General features: G+C 41.5%; 22 protein-coding genes. 19 read left to right on the forward strand and 3 right to left on the reverse strand.

Annotated features, from left to right (window positions below; translation table 11 throughout):
* Window positions 1-75: 75 nt before the first annotated feature.
* Window positions 76-969, reverse strand: a complete 894-nt coding sequence (locus FSB76_RS22205; protein ID WP_147057252.1) for a helix-turn-helix domain-containing protein — start codon at window positions 967-969, stop codon at window positions 76-78.
* 101 nt (window positions 970-1,070) lie between these two features.
* Complete coding sequence (locus FSB76_RS22210; protein ID WP_147057254.1) at window positions 1,071-2,552, reverse strand: alpha/beta hydrolase fold domain-containing protein; 1,482 nt, start codon at window positions 2,550-2,552, stop codon at window positions 1,071-1,073.
* A 334-nt stretch (window positions 2,553-2,886) separates the two neighbouring features.
* Here FSB76_RS22210 and FSB76_RS22215 point away from each other — a divergent pair, with 334 nt between their 5' ends.
* From FSB76_RS22215 to FSB76_RS22285, 17 genes are all read left to right on the forward strand, one after another.
* Window positions 2,887-3,912 carry a proline iminopeptidase-family hydrolase gene (locus FSB76_RS22215; protein WP_147057256.1) on the forward strand — a complete coding sequence of 342 codons (1,026 nt, stop codon included), beginning with the start codon at window positions 2,887-2,889 and terminating at the stop codon, window positions 3,910-3,912.
* Window positions 3,913-4,694: 782 nt separating this feature from the next.
* Window positions 4,695-5,294, forward strand: coding sequence for a TetR/AcrR family transcriptional regulator (locus tag FSB76_RS22220; RefSeq protein ID WP_147057258.1), 600 nt, complete (start codon window positions 4,695-4,697; stop codon window positions 5,292-5,294).
* Between the two features lie 112 nt (window positions 5,295-5,406).
* Complete coding sequence (locus FSB76_RS22225) at window positions 5,407-6,582, forward strand: DUF1624 domain-containing protein (protein WP_147057260.1); 1,176 nt, start codon at window positions 5,407-5,409, stop codon at window positions 6,580-6,582.
* Between the two features lie 143 nt (window positions 6,583-6,725).
* Window positions 6,726-8,546, forward strand: a complete 1,821-nt coding sequence (locus FSB76_RS22230; protein ID WP_147057262.1) for a M1 family metallopeptidase — start codon at window positions 6,726-6,728, stop codon at window positions 8,544-8,546.
* Window positions 8,547-8,647: 101 nt separating this feature from the next.
* A complete protein-coding gene (locus FSB76_RS22235) occupies window positions 8,648-8,941 on the forward strand; it encodes a putative quinol monooxygenase (RefSeq protein WP_147057264.1) in 294 nt (97 codons plus the stop codon).
* Window positions 8,942-9,375: 434 nt separating this feature from the next.
* Complete coding sequence (locus tag FSB76_RS22240; RefSeq protein WP_147057266.1) at window positions 9,376-10,257, forward strand: helix-turn-helix domain-containing protein; 882 nt, start codon at window positions 9,376-9,378, stop codon at window positions 10,255-10,257.
* Between the two features lie 295 nt (window positions 10,258-10,552).
* Window positions 10,553-11,182, forward strand: a complete 630-nt coding sequence (locus FSB76_RS22245; protein WP_158642950.1) for a DUF305 domain-containing protein — start codon at window positions 10,553-10,555, stop codon at window positions 11,180-11,182.
* A 12-nt stretch (window positions 11,183-11,194) separates the two neighbouring features.
* On the forward strand, window positions 11,195-12,595 hold the full coding sequence (locus FSB76_RS22250) for a YncE family protein (protein WP_147057270.1): 1,401 nt from the start codon (window positions 11,195-11,197) through the stop codon (window positions 12,593-12,595).
* 175 nt (window positions 12,596-12,770) lie between these two features.
* Window positions 12,771-13,490: a DUF2490 domain-containing protein gene (locus FSB76_RS22255; RefSeq protein ID WP_147057272.1), complete on the forward strand. Its 720-nt coding sequence runs from the start codon at window positions 12,771-12,773 to the stop codon at window positions 13,488-13,490.
* Window positions 13,491-13,863: 373 nt separating this feature from the next.
* A complete protein-coding gene (locus FSB76_RS22260; protein ID WP_147057274.1) occupies window positions 13,864-14,769 on the forward strand; it encodes a helix-turn-helix domain-containing protein in 906 nt (301 codons plus the stop codon).
* A 443-nt stretch (window positions 14,770-15,212) separates the two neighbouring features.
* Entirely contained in the window at window positions 15,213-15,773 is a 561-nt protein-coding gene (locus FSB76_RS22265) for a DUF4760 domain-containing protein (RefSeq protein ID WP_147057276.1), read from the forward strand.
* Window positions 15,774-15,867: 94 nt separating this feature from the next.
* Window positions 15,868-16,692 carry an oxidoreductase gene (locus FSB76_RS22270; protein ID WP_147057278.1) on the forward strand — a complete coding sequence of 275 codons (825 nt, stop codon included), beginning with the start codon at window positions 15,868-15,870 and terminating at the stop codon, window positions 16,690-16,692.
* 176 nt (window positions 16,693-16,868) lie between these two features.
* Window positions 16,869-17,768, forward strand: a complete 900-nt coding sequence (locus FSB76_RS22275; RefSeq protein ID WP_225976273.1) for a helix-turn-helix domain-containing protein — start codon at window positions 16,869-16,871, stop codon at window positions 17,766-17,768.
* A gap of 159 nt (window positions 17,769-17,927) precedes the next feature.
* A complete protein-coding gene (locus tag FSB76_RS32225) occupies window positions 17,928-18,068 on the forward strand; it encodes a hypothetical protein (protein WP_158642952.1) in 141 nt (46 codons plus the stop codon).
* Window positions 18,069-18,314: 246 nt separating this feature from the next.
* Complete coding sequence (locus FSB76_RS22280) at window positions 18,315-19,445, forward strand: DHA2 family efflux MFS transporter permease subunit (RefSeq protein WP_225976274.1); 1,131 nt, start codon at window positions 18,315-18,317, stop codon at window positions 19,443-19,445.
* A 62-nt stretch (window positions 19,446-19,507) separates the two neighbouring features.
* Complete coding sequence (locus tag FSB76_RS32520; protein ID WP_225976275.1) at window positions 19,508-19,867, forward strand: hypothetical protein; 360 nt, start codon at window positions 19,508-19,510, stop codon at window positions 19,865-19,867.
* A 175-nt stretch (window positions 19,868-20,042) separates the two neighbouring features.
* Window positions 20,043-20,762 (forward strand): SDR family oxidoreductase, encoded by a 720-nt coding sequence (locus FSB76_RS22285; RefSeq protein WP_147057280.1) that lies wholly within the window; start codon window positions 20,043-20,045, stop codon window positions 20,760-20,762.
* A gap of 460 nt (window positions 20,763-21,222) precedes the next feature.
* On the opposite strand, the gene FSB76_RS22290 is transcribed toward FSB76_RS22285, so the two are convergent.
* Complete coding sequence (locus FSB76_RS22290) at window positions 21,223-23,610, reverse strand: ABC transporter permease (protein WP_147057282.1); 2,388 nt, start codon at window positions 23,608-23,610, stop codon at window positions 21,223-21,225.
* Window positions 23,611-24,131: 521 nt separating this feature from the next.
* On the opposite strand from FSB76_RS22290, the gene FSB76_RS22295 reads away from it, so the two are divergent.
* Both FSB76_RS22295 and FSB76_RS22300 read left to right on the forward strand, forming a co-directional pair.
* Window positions 24,132-24,710: an RNA polymerase sigma-70 factor gene (locus FSB76_RS22295; RefSeq protein WP_147057284.1), complete on the forward strand. Its 579-nt coding sequence runs from the start codon at window positions 24,132-24,134 to the stop codon at window positions 24,708-24,710.
* Window positions 24,711-24,787: 77 nt separating this feature from the next.
* On the forward strand, window positions 24,788-25,804 hold the full coding sequence (locus FSB76_RS22300; protein ID WP_147057286.1) for a FecR family protein: 1,017 nt from the start codon (window positions 24,788-24,790) through the stop codon (window positions 25,802-25,804).
* The last annotated feature ends 179 nt before the right edge of the window (window positions 25,805-25,983 follow it).

Here is a 25,983-nt window from a genome sequence, read left to right on the forward strand (position 1 = left end):
CATTTAAATAAGGAGAGCAAACTTTCTTAAATGGCATAACGCCCTGTGATAAACGCTTTGTGCTTTTAAAGACAATCACAGGCTTGAAGGATTATAGCCAAACATTTTTTTAAAAGAAACGGAAAAATGGGAGAGGTTCTCAAAGCCTACCTCAAGATAAACTTCCGATGTTTTTTGCTTCTTTTCTGTGATCAGGTAATGCGCCTGCGTTAAACGCTTTTCTAATAACCACTTCTGGGGCGGGCTGTTAAATGCTTTCTGAAAATCCCTTTTAAATGAGGCCAGGCTCCTGCCGGTCAGATAGCCGAAACGCTCCATCGAAACATTGAACGAATAGTTTTTCTGCATAAAGTCAGCCAGGTCAATTTTACCCGGTTCTGCAAAATCCGATAAGATCTGATCGATTTCTTTGTCGATTGTCCTTAAGATCGTCATCGATTCTGCTAATTTAATATCGATCAATGTTTGCGGTAACGGGCCGGAAAATTCATAATACGGTAATACCGAACTGAACAGGCTTTCCAATAAAGGATTCTTCCCAAAGCGGATTGTTTTTAGCGGCCCTTTGTAATGCGATTTTACTAAAGCGGATGGATCAGGCAGCTTGGTATAATAGTTTTGTAAAAATTCCTGTGTGAAGAATATACTGACCGATTTAAAGGGCACGGTCCCCACAGGTTGTTTCATGAATTTGGCCAGGTGATTGCGGCGGAATAAAATGGTTTCGCCTTCCCTGAAAGTATACCTGTTGTCGCCTTCAATCACGGTGATCTCACCGGAGTAGATATGTGACAGCCCATGCACAGGGATAAAATGTTCCCTTACTGCCGCTTTGGTTTCAGTACAGGAAAAAAATATTTCCTGTATGTTATAGTTTTGCTGATCTTTTGTCATGTTATTGGACGTAAATATAATGAAAGCGGGTATTAAAGCGTTTTTAGCCTGCGTAATGCGGAAAATAGCAAGCATTTGGCATATTGATTAATTTAATGGAAAAAGCGAAGGTGATCGCCTTCACTTCTTAAGTCGCATGAAAATACATTGAATGATACTTTGGACTTTTGATTGAATTATCCTTGTTTAGTTAACGTACTTACGCCAAGTTGCTGATACATCTGTAAGATGTCTTCAGAAAACCATCCTTCAGCAATTTTTCCATTCCTGATCCGGTAAACACCCATACCCGTCCATTCCGCTTTTTTGCCGGTAGGTTTCATTCCCATGAATGAACCTGTATTATGCCCGCTGTTGGTAAAACGAAGCATCACTTTATCTCCGGATGCAATCACTTCCTTGACGTCCAGGTGCATTTGGGTAAACGCCTTGCCCACATTAGCTGCCAAAAACTTTTTATAATTGTCTATTCCGTCAATCTCGCCTAAACTTCCGCCTTTCCAGGTCATATCCGGAGCCCACAATTGATCTACCTGCTCCAGGTGTCCGCCATTGACAACCTCATTGATGAATTTTTTGACAATAGCGATGTTTTTTGTTGTATCATTTTTAAGTCCGGCAGCAGTTACCGCAATAACATTTTCTTTTTTTAATTGTGCTGTCAGAAAATGCTCCACGGCATTGCGTGATTGTATGGCTTCGGGCAGGTCGGGGTAATTGGTAAACGCGTGCCACATCCCCTCAGATACCAGCAGTTCTGTAGGTACATGAGCATCTTTGAGCTTCCAGCTTAAACGTACAGACCCGCTCAAAAACAAATCCCTTGTTCCCGTAACGATTACTGTAGGCGGAAACGCACTGGTGTATTTTCCATATATCGGTGAAACAAACGGATCCGTCAGACTTGCCTTTCCTGCATACGGTGCTGCGAAAAATTTATCTGCCTGGTTTTTAGCGCCGATCAGATCCCTGCCGTCATTTGCAGTAATCGCGTCTCCGCTGTTAGTGAGGTCGACACCTGGAGATAATAAGGCGATGGCTTTGATCATTGGTAAATTCAATTCCTGCGCTTTTAACAGCGCACCGAGCATATGGCCGCTTCCCGCAGAAGTACTCAGGCCAATTATTTTCCGGGGATCGTATTTGCCCACCAGGTATTTATATACGGCCAGGCATTCGTTTAATGCAACCGGGTATTTAGCTTCCGGTGCTAAATGATAGTCAACCGAATAAGTTTTTATGCCGAGCTCATTAGCCATCAGCACACCTGTCCTGTCTGTAGCCGACCCCATGATATAACCACCACCATGGATATAAAGCATGATTTTGTCTTCGTTTCCCGGTTTGATATTTTTAGGTATGATTATAGCAACTTTTACATTTTCAATCGTTGTATCCTGGATAAGCGGATGGAACCTTGCCTTCATTTCTTCCAGTTGTGCTTTTTCAATTACCGCAAACTGGTTCCTGGCATTGATTAACATTTTATCTGAGGGATTGATAAATGGTAATCTTACTACCTTGAACGTTTGCAGAAGCGCCACCGCCTGTGGAGTCAAAGTGGCTTCCTGCCCCTTACTGATAGATAATTTACTTGAGCAACTGGCTAATATTATTAACACAAGCGCTGATAGGATCAATTGTACTGGCTTTTTCATTTTAGTTGATTTTATTTAAATCAAAGGTCAGCAGGAAATGAATATTGTAGTTTGGCTGGCAGCTCAAAGATGTTTTGTTCCGCAGCTCAATTTCAATATTGGCCAGAATAAACAAGGACCGTGATTTGCGCAATTGCTCTTCGGCTTCCGGAAAGAATCGCATTCATATTGGTTTGAATTTCGCAAGTAACGCTTTGATATTTACAATTGCCCCTTTTTTAACCAGGGTACATTTGCCATGTCAAATAATACCGGGCAGTCTGTTAGTAAACAACCATTACCGGTTTGACATCGTAATGACTTTAGTTTAACGCACGTTTTTAAAAATTAATCAATGAAATTATTATTGATCATTCTCTTATTACCCTTAACCGTGTTTTTCAGTCAAAGCTACGGGAAACCGGTACGACACAAAATCACTTATCAGGATACCGCTCATGTGAGAGGAATAGTTAAAATGGTAGAAATACAAACTCCTAAAGGGCAGTTCCATGTTTGGACCAAACGTTTTGGCAATAACCCTAAAATAAAAGTATTGCTGTTACATGGCGGCCCGGGCGGCACTCATGAGATCTTTGAATCTTTCGAACATTTTTTTCCACAGACAAACATTGAATTTATCGAATATGATCAACTGGAGTCCTATTACAGTGATAAACCCAATGACAGCACCTTGTGGAATACAAAACATTTTGTTGAAGAAGTAGAACAGGTAAGAAAGGCATTAAACCTTACTCACGATAATTTTTATCTTCTCGGGCACAGCTGGGGAGGTATCCTCGCCATAGAATATGCCTTAAAATACCAGCAAAATCTGAAAGGCCTCATTATTTCCAACATGATGGCCAGTGTTCCTGCCTATGCTAAGTACAATGCAGTACTTAGGTCGCAAATGCGCAAGTCGCTCGTGGACTCCCTCACGGCTTACGAAGATAAAGGCCTTTACCAGGACAGTACCTATCAGTCCTTGCTGATCAATGAATTTTATAAACAGCACCTTTGCCGCCTGGCAGTATGGCCGGAGCCGATCATGCAAATGCTTGCTCATTTGAATGACAAGATATATGTATCCATGCAGGGACCCAGTGAATTTAAAACCGGAGGTACGCTGATTAACTGGGACAGATCCGGAGATTTGCATCTAATTAAAGTCCCCACTCTGGTAATTGGGGCGAAATATGACACTCAGGATCCCCAATATATGGAGTGGATGAGTACAAAGGTTAAAAACGGGGCGTATCTATACTGCCCCGAAGGCAGCCATTCCGCGATGTGGGATGACCAGGAACATTACTTTCCCGGACTGATTAGTTTTATAAAAAAAGTAAATCAGGGAACATTCAAGTCTGTAAGCAAATAACTGCTGCTTACTTTCAAAGGCTTTAAAACGGACCTGAGACTTGATAATGACATCCCGGATGTTTTATTAGTCAGCTGTCAGCGTTGGCTTTCAGCCAGGAATAAGTGATTAAGAAAATATTCAAATAAAACGAATAAATGCATCGTCACAGTGCTCCTGATTACATCCGCCTTGCGTGGTTTCAGCCGGGACTTAAACCAGCTTGCCCGTCAGGATGAAGTGGAACAAACGGTCAAACGTTTTCATCCGATGATATGCAGGGAAGGGGAAATTTTATGCCCGGTCTTGAAAAGGCCGCAGGATTTATCGAAGAAGAATTTAAACGCGCAGGATTAATGCCTTTGCCAGTTTGTTCGGATTCCCGGCAAGTTTTTCTATGACTAAATGCGTATCCCACAAAGTTGCGCTTTGATTAACCGGGATACTAGATCTGATAAGAACTTCCTTACACTAAGTTCGATCTTTTCTATCGCAGTGACCATGTCTCTTTAACGAGATAGGGGTACCGGCGCATGCGATTTTAACCAAAGCAGTGGAAACCGACAAGTATTATAACAAAGTGAAGGACGAAATTCAGACGCTGAATATTTCTAATTAGGAATTCTGATGCCCCAGATAATTCAACAGTCGTAGTAACGGTCTAAAATATCGTCGAACAGATAAATCAAAAATAATAAGCAGGTTATGTCAATCGAATTATTAAAAGATGTTCGATTGCCTGCGATCTGATTCATTGCTACAATTCATTGCTATGAAAGTGAAATGGAATATGAAAAGTAAAGATGGGTATTGAGGAGAGAAAACAACGCAATAGGGAAGCAACCCGGACTAATATCCTAAAGGCATCCCTTACTATCGTCATAAAAGATGGCTGGCAGGCTTTAAGTATGCGCAAAATAGGTGAAATCATCGAATATTCTGCCCCGGTAATCTATGAATATTTTTCCAACAAGGAAGCTATTTTAATTGAGCTTGCACGTCGTGGATATGTATCACTCAATCAACAGGTCAGCAAGGCAAGGCAAAGAGAAATGCTGCCCGAGGATCAGTTGGAAAATATGTGTATGGCCTATTGGGAGTTTGCTGTTACTAATAAGGAATTATATCAACTGATGTTCGGCGTGGATATGCAAAGCTGTTGCCCTGAAAAATTGGCGTTCGAAACAGGTCAATCAGCGTTGTTGATTCGGACTGTTATTGAACAGTTAATATTACAGCAGGAGCCGGATAACGACACGATTGAGGCAAAGCACTTGATGTGTTGGTGTTCAATTCATGGCCTGGTATCGCTTAACCTGCTTCAAAAAGCGGATAACCATATATTTAATAAACAGGTGCTGCGGATGTTTATTAAATGCATCATTAACTCTTTAAAGAGTTAATGATGCATTTATAAGCGATGAAACGCCCTGATAGCCCATTTCCGCCTCTTTTATCGATCGCGGCTTATGAATTAATGGTCATTTTAAAACTTAAATTAAATTGTAAAAAAATATGGAAGTATCTTCTTCTATCGAAAATCAAAGGATCTCCGCTATAGACAAACTTCGCGGAATCATTATGGTCATTATGGTTCTTGATCATGTTCGAGATTACTTTACCATTGCCCGTTTTGATCCCTTGGACCTCAGCAAAACCACAGCGCTATTGTTCATGACCCGCTGGGTAACCCATTTCTGCGCGCCAACATTCATTTTTCTGTCCGGCATAAGTGCCTTCCTTTCCGTATCAAAGCGGAAGAATAAAAAGGAAAGTTGCTTATTTTTAGTAAAAAGAGGAGTTTGGTTGGTTTTGCTGGAACTGACCCTTATCGGTTTCGGTTGGCAATTCGATTTTGGTTTTCATGTCCTGTTCATTCAAGTTATCTGGGTTATTGGATGGAGCATGATCATTTTGTCTTTTTTGACATTTTTAAACGCGCGGTATATTGCGCTGTTTGGCTTGGCACTTATTTTCGGCCACAATTTTCTGGACGGAGTACACCCTGCCGGTATAAGTGTTTACCATCTTACCTGGCTTTTCCTTCATGATGTTGGTATTTACAAGTTTAACAATTACCACAGTATGTTTATTTTATATCCCCTGATCCCCTGGTTAGGTGTGATGTGTGTTGGATACGCATTTGGCAACATTTTCAAGCTGGAGGCTGATTTAAGAAAATCAATAATAATAAAAACGGGGCTGGCCTGTTTGGCGCTGTTCCTGATCTTACGTTTTTTTAATATCTATGGTGATCCTCATCCGTGGCACATACAACTAACCTGGTGGAAGACCATACTGGATTTCATTAATTGCAATAAATACCCCCCATCACTGCTATATTTGTTGATGACACTTGGGGTGTCCGTAATTGCACTTGGCTGCCTGGAAAAAATCAGCAATAAACTTACTTCTGTTGCCCTGGTATTTGGGCGGGTTCCGCTATTTTTTTATATACTACATATTTATCTGGTGCATTGCACTCAATTACTGATTGCTTTTTTGACATGTTACTCCCTGCCCGATATTCTCAAAGGCCCGTTCAGGTTGCCTTATGCTTCATCCTGGGGTTTCGATCTTCCGTTTATCTACTTAATATGGTTATCGATCATCATCTTATTATATGTTCCCTGCCGTTGGTTTATGAATTTTAAACAAAAAAGGAAAGATTGGTGGCTCAGTTATATCTAAAGGAAAGGTATGCCTAATCAATGTTAGGATAATAAATGGCGGACGTTCAGCAGGAAATTGCCCATCTCGCAACTACGTGGAAGAGAAAGCACTTAAGAGCTATACAGGCGTTACTAAAACTTATCAATGCAATTAAACACATCATGAAAACCCAAAAAACAACTTTTAGATTTTGCTGGTCAATTTTATTACCTGCATTTCTCTTACTGTCATGTCAGGACCTTTCAGCGCAGTTGCTTGGTCATAAGGCATTATTTACCCATGCGGATACATTACGGGGAAGTGTAACGCCAGAGCGCGCCTGGTGGAACCTGTTACATTATACCATCCGGCTTACACCAGATTATCATAATAAAAGCATTACCGGCGAAAATACTATAGCGTGGCGGGCACTCCATGCCGGTCAGCGCATGCAGCTTGATTTGCAGGAACCGATGAATATCACCGCTGTATACTGGCACGGCAGAACACTGAAATACAGCAGGTCCGGAGACGTTTATTATGTCAGTTTACCATCAATCGTTAAGGCGGGTGCAATTGAGACCTTAACGGTAAATTTTTCAGGAAAGCCGAAAGAAGCACTGTCTCCTCCATGGGACGGCGGTTGGATCTGGGCAAAAGATGAAAAAGGAAGACCATGGATGACTGTTGCGTGTGAAGGGCAGGGAGCCAGTGTATGGTTGCCCTGCAAAGATCACCTGGGTGATGAACCTGACAACGGTGTTACCATGAGTATCACAGTGCCTGACAGTCTTGTGGCCGTAGGTAATGGCCGGCTAATTGACAAAATAAGCCCGAAAAGGGGTATGGTTACTTATACCTGGAACGTGGTGAATCCGATCAATTCTTATGATATTATACCTTATATCGGAAAATATGTGGATCTAAAGCATGAGTTTAATGGACTGAATGGTAAGCTTGACTGCGAGTTCTGGGCATTGGATTATAACGAGGGGAAAGCAGAACAGCATTGGGGTAAGGTTGACACGACGCTTCATGCCCTGGAATATTGGATGGGGCCTTATCCTTTTTACAAAGATGGCTATAAACTGGTGGAAAGCTCCCATCTGGGGATGGAGCATCAAAATGCTATAGCCTATGGTAATCATTTTGGCAATGGCTGGCTGGGAGAGGATGTCACCAGTAGCGCTTTCAAGACCAAGTGGTTTGGCGCGCCGATGCCAAACGGGATTCATGTCTCAACAGGAAGCGGCTGGGCATTAAAATGGGATTATATTTTGGTTCACGAGAGTGTTCATGAATGGTTTGGCAATAGTATTACCGCCAATGATCTTGCAGATCTTTGGCTCCATGAAGCTTTCGCCTGCTATGGGGAAGCACTGTACGTTTCCTATGTTTATGGCGTGGAAGCAGGTAATGATTATTGTACGAGTTACCGGGCTATTGTTGGAAACGATCTGCCGATCATCGGTCCATATAATGTTAACAAAGAAGGCTCCATCGATATGTACATGAAAGGGGCTAACCTTTTGCATATGATCCGCCAGATCATGGGCGATGCTGTATTTCGCGGTATGTTGCAGGCCTTGAACAAGTCATTTTATCACCAAACGGTAACTACCAGACAGGTAGAGACCTTTATTAGTACTTATGCTCACAAAGATTTTTCCGGGCTCTTTGACCAATACCTGCGCACTATAAATATACCGGTACTGGAGTACAGGACTCAGGGACAGGCTGTCTATTATCATTGGACAAATTGTGTAAAGGGGTTTAAGATGCCTGTTAAAGTATATGTAGGGTCGGCGACCGAACAGTGGATTGCCCCGACTGAAAAATGGCAGAAACTGCCTGCGGTAACTGAGGGGCTGGTTCAGTTTGGCGCTGCGGCTAATGCGGATATTAGTCAGATGGTTGTAGGTGCGACAGGAAACGGCGCTGCAGGAGACGGGACATTGTCGACAGATCGGAATTTCTATATCATGGTAAAAAGGGTGAAATAAATTCAAGCGAAGTTGTCCATCCAATCGCAGGATATGTCCATTGATTAAGCTTATATAAACCGGCATTTTTGATGTATTAAAACATAAGAAAATTAAAGACAATGATTAAATTTGGATTACTCGTAAAGCTTGAAGCAAAGCCCGGTAAAGAAGAAGAGGTAGTAAATTTTCTGGAAAGCGGTTTAGCGCTTGTCAAAGAAGAACAGGATACGATAACCTGGTATGGTATTAAATTAGGCCCGTCAACCTTCGGAATATTTGATACTTTCCCTCATGAAGAAGGTCGTAAAGCACATTTGGCGGGAGAAGTGGCTAAAGCGCTGATGGCAAATGCGCCTGACTTATTAGCCGCAGAACCTGAAATAATTCCTGTCGAAGTTCTGGCCGTTAAATAACAGTATCTGTTAACGAATAACCCTGGTAATGTCTTTGGACATTATTGGGGTTTCAGTAATTTAATGTGCCGGTGCTAATTACTGGAATTAGAGTTTAGACTAATTGAAACATGTTTCATGACGTGTATTCTCCCGGTCATTAGGCTTTATGCGCATGAAACCGTCTTACCGGCTGGTTGATGTTAAATTCAGCTATAGCATATGATAAACTTCGAAATACTGCTATGGAACGAGTAGAAGTTCCGAAACATGCTCGAAAAAAATTCATCATCAGGCGGTAACTGAAAGACGTATAAATATCAACAGGATAATTTTCAGGTTTGTATACCGATGAATTTGAATTTTGCCTTCAGATGTCTTACATGAAACCTCAATGAGCATAGACTTTGTTACGCGCACTTGAAAATTGAGAAAAATGCAATTTAATTTTGAGGATGATAAAATATAGCAGAACTCTTTTTGACCCTCATAATGGAAACTTGGCATTTAGCGTGTCTCCATTTGACAGTCCGTTTGTTTTTGACAAGATACAACGTCACAATTATTATACGATTATTTTAGTCTTAAAAGGTGGAGGTCAATTGATATCCGGCTTTTCAAAATTTTCATTATCCGGCCCTTTATTATGTTGTTTTGCGCCCTATCAGCCCTATTTTATTGAATGCGCTGAAGAGATTTCCGGCGTTTCCATTAACTTTCATCCGGATTTCTTTTGCATTCACCGGCATCAGAACGAAATCGCCAGTAACGGGTTATTGTTTAATAATATTTATCAGCCACCGTTATTTAAGATCAGCGATGAAGATGTTTCAAAGTTCTCGGAGTTGATCGGACACATGCAGACCGAATTATTAAGTCCCGGGATTGCACAGCAGGAACTGCTTGTTCTTTACCTTAAAATCGTTTTAATTAATGCCATCCGTATAAAAACGGTTCAGCATGAACATGCCCTGAAGGACCTGGAGAAAATGAAAGAACCAGCCATTCTTTATAACTTACAGGAGGCAATTGAAAAATGCTACAGGGAGAAGCATAGCGCAAGCGATTACGCCAGAATGCTTAATATTTCTCCCAATGCGCTTGCAAGGATTGTGAAGACCTATTTCAATAAACCGCTTACCGATCTGATACATGAGCGCATCATTATAGAGGCAAAACGTGAATTATATCTTACTTCCAAACCTGTAAAAGCTATAGCGTATTCGCTTGGGTTCTCAGATGAATACTACTTTAGTCGCTTTTTTAAAAAAAGCGCTGATGTATCTCCTCACTTTTATCGTGATGCGGTCGGATCAGGGAGGGAAGCGCTGCTTTAACTGGCATCGATGCGGTGCTTTACCTCTTACAGACTTTTCTTGACTAATATAGCATATGGCTGGTCGTCATTTTAAACGCTGCAGATACTTCGGACCTTCATATCAATACTGAAAGCAAAGCTGCTAATTGAGCTGTTAACCAAAGTTTATTTGAGCCACCAGCCAAAACATATTTTGATCACCGTTTGCATATTTGTACCATAGGAAGCGTGCTGGTACCCGGATTTTATATGGTCATGATAACAGCAGGCAAACCAGTCAACTCTAAAATCAACTATCTAACGAAATGGCCCTCATGAAAAAATCACGATTCGTCTTATCCCAGAAGCTATTTTTAATAGCATTTTTATTTTTGGTCAAACCAGCCCGGGCCCAGGAAATGGATATGCAGCATATGCACATGTCTTCATCCGGAAAAAACGTTTACCTGGCGATGATGGATACGATGATGACCGCTATGGATAAGGCTCCGCAAAGCCCATTGCCAACTAATGATTTTATGGAACAAATGATCCCGCACCATGAAGGCGCTATCGCTATGGCTAAGTATGAGATCCGCCACGGGAAGGATTTTAATATGATCCAGTTGGCCAAAAGTATCCTGCAGGAGCAAACTAATGAAGTACAGCAAATGCGGTTATGGATAAAACAGTTACCTGTTGGCGATTCGGTGGTCTATCCAGGTTACCGGCAGGCAATGGACCGCACCATGAATATCATGATGGAAAACATGCCCGGCAATGGTAAACTTGAAGATACCGATCGTGCTTTTGCAAGCGTGATGATTCCCCATCATCAGGCCGCTATTGATATGGCAAAGGTGTTGCTAAAATACCCCGGCGATATACAGGTTATCGCCTACGCAAAACACCTGATCTCCGCCGAGCAAGTTGAAATTGAACAAATGTCATCTTTCATAAATTAATGTATATCCACCATGAAAATCGCATCTCTCTCCTTCATCGTTTTAGCCCTTTGCAGTTTAAACGCCACCGCTCAACGCCGTTATGAGCATGACCGGGTTTATACCGCAAATCAAGTTTCCAATACGATTTCCGTAGTTGATCCTTCTAACAATACCTTCCTTGGGGAGATCAATCTTGGCAAGCCATATCCTAATGTACTGAGCCCGTTATACAAGGGACAGTCGCTGGTGCATGGATTAAGATATTCTGCTCAACGGAAAATGCTGGCTGCGGTCGCTATTGGTTCCAACTCCGTTACGCTAATTTCTACAGAAGACAACAAGGTGCTTAAAACTATTTATGTCGGGCGTTCACCACACGAGCCTACCTTTACTCCTGATAGCAAACAGATATGGACTTCTGTACGGGGGGAAGCCTATGTGAGCGTGATCGATGTTGATCAGATGACAGAAGTAAGGCGTATACCCGTGGCCGACGGCCCCGGCATGATCTCTTTTACACCGGATGGCAAACAGGCCTATGTATGCTCCAGCTTTACACCTGAAGTGGATATAATAAACACATCAACCTACGCCATCGTAAAGAAAATACAGGTAACCAGCCCTTTTTCTCCTAATATTTTCACCAGCCCCAAAGGCGAATGGATAGCGATGACCCATAAAGATGTTGGTAAGGTAACCGTGATCAATACAGCGACGCAATCGGTAACCAAAGTGATCAGCACGGGAGCGATCACCAACCACGTTACGTTTACTTACCTAAATAACAAACTCCTGATGCTGGTGACTGTAGGCGGTGAAAACAAAGTTAGGGTTTTCGATGTGGCGCAAGATTTTAAACAAACCGATACCATAAACGTGGGTGCATTGCCGCACGGAATATGGCCATCACCCGATGGAAAGCTGGCGTATGTAGGCCTGGAATATGCAGACCAGGTACAGGGAATTGACTTGCAAACTATGAAGGTGCTACCTCCGGTGCAGATCGGTCAAAGCCCGCAGGCATTGGTTTACGCAGATCATGCGGTTGCCAATACTAAAAGCAAAATAGGGCTGAGCGCGTTGGATGATACGGCAGCAACCCAGGTGGTAACATTGAAGAGCGGTCAGTCTAATGACAAGGCTATTGGTCGGCTAGCCATCCGCAGCATAGGCCTTGCTGACCTGGTAGAACAGATCTTTAATTTTTTAAAGCCAAATACATCATATACACTGGCCTTATCTAAGTCAGCTGCTGCGCCATTTAGCATTGGTTACGAGATTAATACATTTGAAACCGACGGTATTGGTAAATACCTTGGGCAGTCTACAGGCCTGATAAAAAAGCTTGGCGGTTCTGATGAACAAGCATATAAGCATGTGATCCTGATAGACAATGCCACTAAAAAAGTGATACTCGCAGACAACCTTTAAACTACCGATAAACAATTCCAAAAATTCAGTATTAATGATTTTCATTAATGCTGAATTTTACCTTTCGCCTGACAATCTTGCCAGCCACCATGACCAACGCGCTCTACAGCAATAATCAAATTAATTCTGTTGTTTTTTCAGGCTCCTTAGACTATAGCTAAACACCAATTGCACCATGTTAAAACGCTGCTTTTTTCTCCTGTTTTTGTTTACGTCATCATCCACATTCGGGCAGAATTCAAAAGTGGGGATATGGAATATGGCAGCGATCATTTTGCCCGGAGACAGCATTCATAGATGGGGGGCTTGTGCCGAGCTTCAAAACCGTACTAACAATGGTTTTAAACAATTGCAGTATTTCGAAGTCAAAGGCGGTATTACATATTATATTGATAAAAGCTTCACTGCGCTGGTTGGAACCGGCAGGTATGACACCTATGATTTCCTTGCCCCCCCAAAAAGCCCCACTATTAAAGAAAACCGTTTGTATGAGCAGATCACCAGTAATCAGTTTTTGTACAGGCTAAAGATCGAACATCGTTACCGGGCAGAGCAGCGATGGATAAATGGTTTATATCGAAATCGTTTTCGTTACCGGCTGAATTTATTTGTACCGTTAAATAATACGAAGATTGAAGCAAAAACTTTGTTTGTTTCCGCTGCTGACGAATTGTTTTTAAATAATAAGGTTCCCAACTTTGAACGAAACCGTGTTTTTGCCGGTTTAGGCTATCAGTTGGATAGATCGTGGATTGTGCAGTCTGGATGGTTAAATCAATATAACTATTCCCTATCCGGCACCAATGATAAAAACTATGCTATCCTGATGTTTATTTACCGTATGCATCGTAAAAATGGGTTGCCACGTGAGTATATGCCCTCAATGACCGATTAACACTTGATAAAACCGGGTATCGCTACTAACGGATGTAAATCGAAGTTAACGGCTTATCATTGTTTGAAATTTGCAAATATCGCTTTGATTTTTACAGATGCCGGCTCTTATTACAGCATACTTTTGTTTAACAAAAAGATCAACAGACCAGGACATAACATGGGCGGTTTTGGAAACATTAATCATGGAAAAAGTAGCTAATCCGGAAGATTTATTTCCTGCAATGGATAAGGAGTCTGCTGAGAGTACATACTCGATGGACGAGGCGCTGAAGACCTTAACCAGGCCGAACAATGTAGTCGCATTTTTGGGCTGTCTTTTTTATCTGTTAATATATTACGCAACTTTTTGGCAGAGATAAAATACAAATCCTATGACACCAAAAACGCAGACAATTGATGAATTTTATAGGTTCAAATTTGACAATGTCCCATTTGACCTGCACAAGCACCCCGAACATTTCAACGTTTTCAGAACAGAGGATTATAATCATTCAAACAACAGGCCGGTAGCATATGTCCGAAGAGCGTTTTATAAGATCAGCCTGATTAGAGGTGAGCATATTTTTCATTACGCCGATAAAAGTTTAAGAGTATCCGGCACTGCGCTGATGTTTTTTAATCCTCAGGTACCTTATACCCTTGAATCCTTATCGGAAACAAATTCCGGTTTTTTCTGCATTTTTTCAAAAAACTTTTTCACGGAAAGTGTTCATGGTGCTCTCAACCAGTTGCCAATGTTTGCACACGGAGGAAAACCAGCCTATCTTCTCGATCCCGAACAGGACCTGCAAGTAAGCGGTATATATAGCCGTATGCTGTGGGAGATCAGGTCTGATTATGCCTATAAATATGATTTGTTGAGAAACTATATTGCGGAGCTGACTCATTTTGCTTTAAAATCACGACCGTCAGAAATTTTATATCAGCATCCGAATGCCAAACGCCGGATCACTGCTGTATTCACAGAATTATTGGAACGGCAATTCCCGATTGAGAATTCAGCACAGCGGTTTAACATGCGTTCTCCCAGTGATTTTGCTGTGCAACTTGCTGTACATGTTAATCATTTAAACAGAGCTGTCAAAGATACTACTGGTAAAACAACGACTAATGTGATCGCTGAAAGGCTGGTTAGTGAAGCAAAATCTTTACTTAAACATACCAATTGGAATATTTCAGAAATCGGTTACTGCCTGGGGTTCGAAGATCCGGCTCATTTTAACAACTTCTTTAAAAAGCAAACGTGTTGTTCGCCATCAGTGTTCAGAGGCGTTTGATATTCGTACAATAAAAACTGAAAAGCGATTAGATAGATCACGGGCAGGTGTCTGCTCAATCAGTAGTTGTTCGAACAAATCAAATAACAGAGGTTCATCGTGGTTTTACAGTCTCTCTTATCTTCAAATTACAAAGAATTTCTTCCAGTATCCAGCTATCAGATTGCAGCTTTTTATTTATAATCTATCGCCCTTAAATAAATTAAGCCAAAATGAGTGAGTGATTATTTGGTGTAGGTTAACGGTTCCTTTATTGTGTTTTTTTTAGCCTTCTTAATTTCAATTAGCTTTTCATGCGATATTTCAACTTTGTATTGAGCCGTTTACAAAACAATAATTGAGCTGTTGACAAAAATCTGCTTTTCTTTCCTTCATTATTTTTGGTATAAATTATATGGAATAGATCAGCCGTATCCTCCCGTTCAATAATAAAAGCAAATCTTATGAATAACGAAATAATCACAATTACCGCCAACCTTGCGCTCGCTTTGTCATTTATTGTGGGGCTTGTGTTCGGCATTGTTCAAGTCAAAAATGCCGCCCGCGACAGAAAGGAACGTTTTACATCAGAGACATTAAGAAATTTCCAAACCCATCGGTTTGCAGAATTAATGTTCCACGTTAACAAGTATAATATACCCCCTACTATGGAAGAATGGCGCAAAATACCTGAGCAGGACCAGATCATGTTTCTTCAGTTTACGCAGGAAATGGAGTCGCTCGGTATCCTTGTTGCCGAACGGTTTATAAACATCGGCCTTGTTGACAAAACACTTGGCTCATTTGTTACCACTTCCTGGGATAACTTAGCACCGGTAATTACAGACATGCGTGAAAAACTGCCCGATCCCTTTTTAAGTGAATATTTCCAATGGCTTGCTGAAAGCCTGCAGGCCCGGATGCGATTGAATCCCCGCATGCCATTTCATGAGACAATTCCTGGATACCGGCCTGATCAAAATCGCCAAAGGCCTTTGAAAATTGGAAATTATTTGAGCCGTTGAGCAAATCGTATTTGAGCCGCCAGCAAAACTTTTCTACCGTTCTGCTGGCGACCTTTGAATAACAATTAAAAAGAAACTATTAAAATATCACATAATGAAAAAAGTAGTACTGATCACCGGCGCATCAGCTGGTATGGGTAAAGAAGCAGTTAAGCTGTTATTACAGGAAGGCTATACCGTATATGGCGCAGCGCGGAGGGTAGACAAGATGAAGGAATTGTTGCCCTATGGTGCCAAAGTGTTAAAGATGGATGTCTCCGACGATGATTCCATGGTCAGCGGGATTAACGAGATCATCAAAAATGAGGGCCGTATCGACATTCTGATCAACAATGCCGGTTTCGGAGCATATGGAGCCGTAGAGGATGTACACATAGAAGATGCCAGATACCAGTTAGAAGTTAATCTTTTCGGACTGGCCAGGCTGACACAATTAGTTTTGCCGCATATGCGTAAACAGCATTCCGGAAAGATCGTTAATATAACCTCTATAGGCGGTAAAATGGCCACTCCGCTTGGCGGTTGGTACCACGCCAGCAAATATGCGGTTGAGGGATTGAGCGATAGCCTACGCCTGGAAGTAAAGCCATTTGGCATAGACGTCATATTAATTGAACCGGGTGGTATTAAGACCGAATGGCAGGATATTGCTATGGAGAACCTGGAGAAAGTTTCGGGACATACCGCTTACCAAAATCTGACAAAAAGCGCTATTAATATCAATGAAAAAGGACAAAAACAGCTGACCGATCCTGTTGTAATCGCAAAACTGATCGCAAAAGCGATCCGGGAAAAAAAGCCGGGTATAAGGTATGCTGCGGGCTACATGACAGGAATTGTTTTGTTTCTTAAACGCTGGTTAAGTGACAGCATGTTCGATAAAATGATCATGAGCCAAATGTCATCATTGCAAAGATAGCCGACCAAAACAGAAAGCATTTTGGATCAGGAAATATTGAAGAGTAGGTTGGAATGGCATTTGGCGCTGCTTTTCCAAAGTACGGAATAACTTCAGAAATTGATATATTTTGTAATGACGGCAATCCTGCGTGATTAAATATCGTGCCGCAAGTTGCCAAAATAAACATCACAATAATGAAAACGCAAACACTTGAAGAGTTTTATAAATACAAATTCGGTTATAAGCCTTTTAACCTACTGCAGGATACCGGACATTTTAATGTGTTCAGGACGGAACACTATAACCGCCCTGACGCGGGGCAGGTGCCCTACAGCCGAAAAGACTTTTATAAGATAAGTCTGATCAGGGGCGAGCATATTTTTCATTATGCCGATAAAAGTTTAAAAGTGTCCGGTTCAACTTTGATGTTCTTTAATCCACATGTGCCATACACACTTGAATCGTTGTCCGGCATACAACCGGGGTTCTTCTGTATTTTTTCCAAAGCTTTTCTTACTGAAAATAATCGGAATGGTTTTAACCGGTTACCGATGTATTCACCAAGCGGAAAACCTGCCTATTTACTTAATGTAGAACAGGATAGGCAGGTTAGTGAAATTTATCTCCGGATGCTTTCCGAGATCAGTTCTGATTATGCCTTGAAATATGACCTGCTTAAAAATTATATTTCTGAGTTGGCACATTTCGCTTTGAAATTCACACCTGCCGATAGTTTATATCAGCATCCGAATGCCAAAGCCCGCATAACGGCTGTATTTACGGAGCTGCTGGAACGGCAGTTTCCGATAGAACAGCCCTCCCAGCGGTTTAGCATGCGTTCGGCCAGCGACTTCGCTGCTCAACTTGCAGTCCATGTCAATCACCTGAACCGGGCTGTCAGGGAGACTACCGGGAAAACCACCACTCATTTAATTGCTGAGAGACTGGTGAGCGAAGCGAAATCACTGCTCAAACATACCAACTGGAATATTTCTGAGATTGGCTACAGCCTTGGATTCGAAGATCCGGCACACTTCAATAATTTTTTCAAAAAGCAAACGCATTACTCACCATCCGGCTTTAGGGGCGATTAATAGTTTAAATTCAGGATCAATCAATGCGCCCTGTATTGATTGTTTCCATTCATATTATGTGTTTGATTTTTGCATGGATTGGTTTCAATCATACAGGCCGCGCCTATGTAGCAGATGTATTTTTGCATGGTCAAACAGAACTTTTTTAATATTTTAATTATGACTGTATTTGTTATTACACATGTTTTAATGCTGATAAGTATAGTGCGTATTGGCTGGGCAGCGTTCGACACCGCCGATGTAAATATCGACTCCGGCATTAACACAATACCACATTTGCCCTACTTGATTATAGTCTGATCATTTCTGAACAGGAATACAGCCTTTGAGAAACTCCTTTGAGGACGGTACCGGCTTTTGTATATTAATAACAATTTCAGAGCTTTTAAAAATTACATCAGCTGGAAGTCCTATTCTCCTGTTGTATCCGTACCAGAAGGTCCCATACTATATGATCTGTCCGTGGCGGGGGTAAACGGCCGCACGTTGCAAAACTGGCCGGATTGAACCTGCCATTTCTGCACTAATTATTATAATTATTACTTTATGGAAACCGGTTTTAGAAAATGGATCATCGTGATTACCATTATCATCTCTACTATTATTGAACTGATCGATACAACTATTGTAAATGTTTCGGTCAATACCATGAGCGGCAATTTGGGCGAGTCATTAGAAGACACGGCCTGGGTAATTACTTCTTATGCCATAGCAAATGTGATCGTCATCCCAATGACGAGCTTTTTAGCAGAAAAGATTGGCAGGAAAGAATATTATATCGGCTCTATTGTATTATTCACCGCAGCTTCAGCCATGTGCGGATTTTCACATGGTTTGTGGGAATTGGTGCTCTTTCGTTTTATTCAGGGGCTTGGCGGCGGAGCGTTGTTATCCACATCCCAATCCATATTATTTGAAACGTTTTCTGTAAAAGAGCGGGGTCTTGCAAGCGGTATATTTAGTCTCGGAGTAATCATCGGCCCGTCCATTGGGCCTGTTTTAGGCGGATACATAGTAGACAACATGACCTGGCCCTGGATTTTTTATGTAAATGTTCCCATCGGCATCGTGGCGATAGTTTTCTGCGCAATTTTTCTGCGGCCAACAGCCAGGCCTGAAAACAACAAGCCCATAGATTGGTTGGGAATTGTATTGCTGAGCCTGGGGATTGGCTCCTTACAAATCATATTGGAAAGAGGTGAAACCGATGACTGGTTCGCAGCCCGTTATATCATAGCATTAACAATACTTTCGGGACTCAGCATAATGGCTTTAATCTGGCATGAATTGCGAACACCTCATCCGGTGATTAATTTAAGGGTGCTAAAAAACACCACCTTATCACTTTCGGCTATTATGACTTTTACGTTAGGCTTTGGGTTATTTAGTGCAGTGTTTGTTTTTCCGTTGTACGCTCAGCGTATCCTGGGATACTCAGCTTTTCAAACAGGTACCATGTTATTGCCGGGAACACTGCTGGCCGCTATGATCTCACCCTTTTTGGGGAAACTGATGCAACTGGGGGTTCGCCCGCAATATCTTATCATAGGCGGATTCGGTTTGACTGCCCTTTTTGGATTCATGATGTCCAGGTCTGATCTTTCATCGGGGGGGGCAACTTTTTTATCCCTTTACTTTTGCGCGGTACCGGTGCGTCATTACTCATTGTCCCGTTAACGGCGCTGGCTGTATCTGAACTGAAGCCAGCTGACATTCCGCAAGGCGCAGCGCTAAGTAATATGATGCGGCAACTCGGAGGCTCTTTTGGTATAGCGCTGATCAACACTTTTATTTCCCATAGGGCTGCGGCTAACCGTAATGCTTTGGTTTCGCACATCATGGCGACAGATCCTGCCACGAATGCCCGATTATCATTTGCAGTAAAAAAACTGATTGACCATGGCGCTACCTGTTTAACGGCAACTCAGCAGGCATTAGCTATATTAGAACAAACTGTGGTCCGGCAAACTTATCTGTTAAGTTATATGAATGCTTTTCTTTTGCTATCCATACTTAATGCCTGCTGTATCATCCTGGCGGTATTAACCATAAAGAAAAAAAACACGCCAACAGGTAAAATTTACATTCCGGATCATTAATTGAGATCCTATATCCTATACCAGTTAACTGCTAAAATCCAATAATACTTATGATGATTAACCAGCGGTTTGAATTTTGCAAGTAATGCTTTGATTATCACAAATGAACGCTCTTTTTCAGCGGTACCTTTGTATTGTTAATCAAATATTACTGATAGATATAAAATTAGAAATTATGAATTTGCAAGGTAAAAAAGTGATCATTTTAGGAGGCAGTTCAGGTATTGGTCTGGCAACAGCCAAAGCAGCGGCTAAAGATGGCGCAAATGTATTGATTGTATCCAGCAATCAACAAAAGATAGGTGAAGCATTAAAGGTGCTGCCATCGGGTACCGAAGGACAAGCCGTTGACCTGAGTAAAGAAGAAAATATCCGTGATTTTTTTAATAAAGCAGGCCACTTTGATCACCTGGTGTATTGTGCCGGTGAAAACCTGACACTTAATACGATCGATGCTACGAATATAGCACAGGCACGTGATTTCTTCACTTTACGTTTTTGGGGGCCATTTGCAGCAGTAAAATATGGCGCACCGTTCATCAATGCATGCGGGTCCATATCTTTAACCAGCGGCACTGCAAGCGCACGCCCCGGAGCAGGATGGTCAGTTGCTTCAAGTATTTGTGGTGCTATGGAAGGTTTTGTACGCGCCATGGCGGTTGAACTTGCACCGGTAAGGGTAAACTGTGTAGTTCCCGGCGTAATTAAGACTCCGCTATGGGACAGCATGCCCGAAGCAGATCGTGAAAATCTTTACAAAGGTGTTGGTGACGCTTTACTGGTTAAAAGAGTTGGCGAAGCGGAAGATGTTGCAGAAGGGTTTATTTACCTGATGAAACAAAAACATGGTACGGGCCAATCTCTTTTGATTGATGGTGGAACTGTGTTAGTTTAATAACTTTACATGAGGTGCAATACTAATTAAAATACTATTGGTATTGCACTTTACATTTTCTTTAAGGCTATAAGGTAAGAATGTATCCTTTACCCACAATTTGCCTTGGTTGCTCTTTTCATAAAATATGAAACTACTTGATTTTTGATGATTTCTTCGAACGCGACATATGTAGTTGTAGGGCATAAGGGCATGATTTACAACAATCACCCTGATTTGCTTATATAGTTGTCAATCCTAAAAAATCCTGTTTATTACTATAGTTAACGGTTAGTATTGCTTTGTGCCCGCTTCTCCATAAAGCGTACGCTACAATATCCGGCGTCAACGTCAAAAGATTTTTTCAGATATATTTAGCATCAGTAATGTAACGGCATCTTTCGACGAAGCTACAGCGGATAGACCGCCTCATCCTTTTTGGTGATGCTGTCATGTTTTTTGATATCAGTGAAGGGCTTCTTTATTCGCTCCGTAAACTTTTTACAGGATTAGCAAAGGCTGCCCTGATCGATTGGTAACTGATAGTACAGATGGCGATCAATGAAGCTATTAAGCCTCCGGAAACAAATATCCACCAACTGAATACTGCACGGTATGCAAATGTCTGCGTCCAACCGCTCATTAAGTATAGGGCAATCGGCGTTGCGATCAATGTAGCTATCATGACAAGTTTTACAAAATCTCCGGACAGTAACGCCATGATCTGTGCGACGGAAGCCCCTAATACTTTACGTATTCCTATTTCTTTTTGGCGTTGTTTAACACTAAACAAGGCCAGCCCGAACAGGCCGAAGCAGGCAATGGCTACAGCGAGCATGGTGAATACGGCGAATATTTGTCCGAACTTCACTTCTGATTCATATTGTTTATTAAATGTTTCGTTCAGGAAACTATATTCCAGGGGCCGTTGAGGAACCATCTTTTTCCAGAGAGCTGAGATATCAGAAACTGTCTTTTGGATATCAGCGCTATTTAATTCTACAGAGAATACCCTGAACTTATTAGGCATGAATCGAATGGCCAGTGGTTCAATCGGTTTTTGGAGAGATTGAAAATGAAAATCCTTGTAAATACCCACGATCTTCGCGTCATTTGGGTACATACCCACCTTGGTTCCTATCGCTTCTTCTGCGTTTTTAAAACCCAATTTCCGAAGAGCGCTTTCATTAATGATCATCGATTCTGTTGTGTCTGATACGAATTGTGCAGACAAGGCTCTTCCTGCAACCATTGGAATATGGTATTGCATTAAAAAATTCAGGTCGGTAAGATAAATTGGTATTTCGGCATGGATCGTATCTCCTGTTCTTTTTGCAAAGTCCATCGACCATCCCCCTGAACTTAAGTCACCGGGAACAGCAGATGAGGCTGTTATATTTTTAACGCCTTTAATGCTCATAAGCTCGTTGCTGAGCAATTGATATTGAGATTGAACTCTGCTGTCGCCTTCAAAATTAATGACCATCGTTTGCGACGGATTATAACCCAGTTCATGCTTTTGCATAAAGTTCAACTGATTATAAACGATCAGGCTACTGATAATCAAAATAATAGAAACGGAGAACTGAAATACAACCAGGCCTTTTCTGATGGCGATACTCCACAATGATACTTTTAAATTTCCTTTAAGAGCGTTCACCGGATCAAATCCCGAAAGTACGAAGGCCGGATAAAATCCTGAAAATGTACCAACGACCAGCAGAATCAAGCCGAGCACGGTAAGGTGCAGTGGCTTCAACAAGTCGAAAACTATTTGTTTTCCTGCAAAATCATTGAAGGCCTCTAATAACAAATAAGAACATAAGGTGCTTATCAAAAGCGCTATACCTGCCATCATGAATGATTCGACGAAAAACTGCGCAATAAGTTGTGCCCGGCTGACGCCATTTACTTTTTTGATGGCGACTTCTTTTGCCCGTTCAGCAGCACGGGCGGTGGATAAATTGATAAAATTGATGCAGGCTATCAAAAGAATAAATACCGCTATGACTGAAAATACATAAAGGTTGGTAATGCTGCCGGTTTTTCCTACCTGATTTTCACGATCGCTATGCAGGTAAATATCAGTTAGTTTCTCCAAACTGTAATGATGTTTCGTTTCAGCGGTATTGGCTTTATTTCTTTCCGCAAATGATTCAAATTGCAAAGCAAGTTTTGATGGCGCATAGTTTTCAGGCAGTAGCACATACGTATAGAAATTATTGGAATACCAGTTTGTGAAAAGCCAGTCGTATCCTGAATCCTTTTGCTGCGCCGTTGCCATGGATATCAGTATGTCGAAAGTATAATGAGCGTTCGCGGGAACATCTTTTACCACACCCGTAACCTTCATGTTTTTACCGTCGAATAGAAGCGTTTCGCCCAAAGGATCTCTCTTGCCAAAATATTTCTCAGCGGTTGTTTGCGTTATGACCACGCTCATCGGTGCCTGAAGTGCTGTCTTTGCATCGCCGTTAACTACCTGAAAATCAAAGATCTGAAAGATAGCCGGGTCGGCAAAATATACGCGGCGTTCTTCGAAAAGCTTATCATGATATTTAACCAGCGATTCTGCACTGATAATGCGTGCCGCTTGTTTTATTTGAGGGAAATCATTTAAAAGAGCCGGCGCCAGGGGACCGGGTGAGCCTGCACCGTGTTGGGTAAGCGCATTTGTTTTTTTATCGTCAACGACCCGGTAAATATGATTTGCTTTTGAATTGAACCGGTCATAATTTAATTCATTTTCGATATACAGGGACATTAAAATGAATGCGGTCAGGCTTATAGACAATCCGCAAATATTGATGACAGAGAAAACTTTAGTCCTGACCAGGTTGCGATAAGCAAATTTAAAATTATTGACCATGTTGTAACAAGTTAATGATTAGGAGGTACGAAGTTCGTGCCATTGATTATATGGTTGATAATCAGATATTTATTTAAGAAATTAAAAATCATGTGTACGAAAACGTTACAGGCTGTGTGCGAGGGCGATACAATAATTTTAATCGAACTATTTATATGGCTTAACATTAATCAGCAATTAGTAAAACAATTAAAAATAGTATAAATAAAGCTGATGACGGGATAATTGCCCGAGAATGGTCCTGATGCACTTTTCACCTGCATATCGTAGCAGTTTTGATTAGGACAGTCCTTATGCCTCAGAGCACCGGGCTGTGTTGACAGGTGCGTTGAACCCCAAAAGCTTATTGTCATCAGGTGTTCAAAGAAGCCTGTTTTTAAGTTGAAATGATATACGCAATACTCCTAATGTATTGTTGATTATTAAATATGCTGCATTTTCGGAATTTGTAATTTTTCTATTACTTTAGTCATTTCTAACCAATCCCTCATTAATTATTTGACAAGCAATACTCATAGGCGATGGGTGATATCAGTAGTGTTACAGACGATGAACTTGTTTTTCTCCTAAAACAAGGCAACAGTATTGCTTTTGAGAAAATTTATAGCAGATACTGGGACCGACTGTTCGATTATGCCTATAAGCGGCTAAACAACGCCGAATCGTGCGAGGAGATTGTGCAGGAGATATTCATCAGGCTTTGGGACCGGCGCGAAGTGCTGGAGTTTACAACCGGCCTCATGAATTATTTGTTTACCTCAGCGAAGTATAGCGTCATTGATCAATATCGCCGTCAGTTGGTTCAAAATTCTTTTATTACAGCCAGTAAGTATAATTTGCATATTGATAACTCAACAGAAGAGCGCATTTTTGTCAATGATCTTAAAAAATATCTCGATGATCTGATCTGTACACTTCCTCCCAAGTGCAAAAGTGTATATGAACTGAGCCGGTTGCAATATAAAACCAATAAAGAAATAGCCGAAATTCTCCATATATCTGAAAAAACGGTTGAAGGTCATCTCACCAAAGCGTTGCAGCGCCTCCGTGTTGGAATGGGTGAACTGCTGTTATTGGTAGTGGCTTTTTTAATAAAATAATTTTTTTTCGGCAGAGCAAGGGTTTGCCCACATTTCCCCGACTTGCTATTATAAGCCAAAATAAACCCGCGTTAATTATGAACGAACATCAATTGTCCGAATTATTGGATAAGTATCTTGACGGTACCTGTACATCTGAAGAAAAGCAGGCGATCGATAATTGGTTTGAGTTGCATGAAAATGAACCCGGTTTTACGGAAAATTTGCCGGAGGACAAGAAAGAACAACTTAAACGCCGGATGTTCAATGCTATTTCCCGCCGGGATAATGTTAATACTCCAAAATCGGTTATCAAGCCGTTGTATAAAAGCAGGTGGCTGAAGATTGCCGCTGCTGCTGTTTTGTTGGTGTTTGCCAAAGTTATCATTATTGACACCTTATTGGCCCCGGCTAAATTCATTGAGACCGCTGCTGCGGATATGGTCATTACCAACCGCACTAAAAATATTATCAAACAGCTGCTGCCAGATAGCAGCGTAGTTTGGCTTAGTCCTGAAGCTAGCCTCAGCTATCCTAAAGTATTCAGGGCTGCGTCGCGTAACGTTACCATGCAGGGTGAATGCTTTTTTGAGGTAACAAAAAATGCCAGGCGTCCTTTTATCATCAGCAGTGAGCACATTGTAACCAAGGTATGGGGCACCAGTTTCCGGGTGCTCGATATGAAAAACATAGCTACTGCTATAGTAACCGTTATTACAGGTAAGGTTTCGGTGAGTAAAAAAGGAAGTGATGCTGACCGGTCGGGAGCGAAGCTCGCGGCAGGAGAGGTGATGCTGTTGCCTAAAGAAGAGGTTGTTTATTCTAAAAATACCGATTTGCTTACAGCAAGCAGGCAGGCAGACATATCAGCGCTTAATATTTATAAACATATCGACCTTTCATTTGAGAATGCCAGGCTTACGGAAATTGTGGATGTATTGAACCGGAAATTTGATGCTCATATTAAAATCCAGAATGAAGTGCTGAATAAGGCTGTAATGACTGCTGATCTAACGGGCCTGAACCTGCCCGAAGTTCTTGAAGTGCTCAAAGCTTCCATGAAACTCAACTACGAGGTCACCAACGATCTCATCGTACTAAAGAAAACCAATTAATTTAAAATCAATTCGAAATTATGAGAAACCATTACCCAACGTAGCATCAGCACCTTTTTCAATAAGGGTACAAGAGTGCTGTCACACTCCTGTACCTGGATTTTCAAGCCCAATGGATCGCATCAATAAAATTGGTGACAGGGCTCTTATTATATTTTTTTCACAAAATACAATCATGT

Source organism: Mucilaginibacter ginsenosidivorax (assembly GCF_007971525.1).
Classification (GTDB): domain Bacteria; phylum Bacteroidota; class Bacteroidia; order Sphingobacteriales; family Sphingobacteriaceae; genus Mucilaginibacter; species Mucilaginibacter ginsenosidivorax.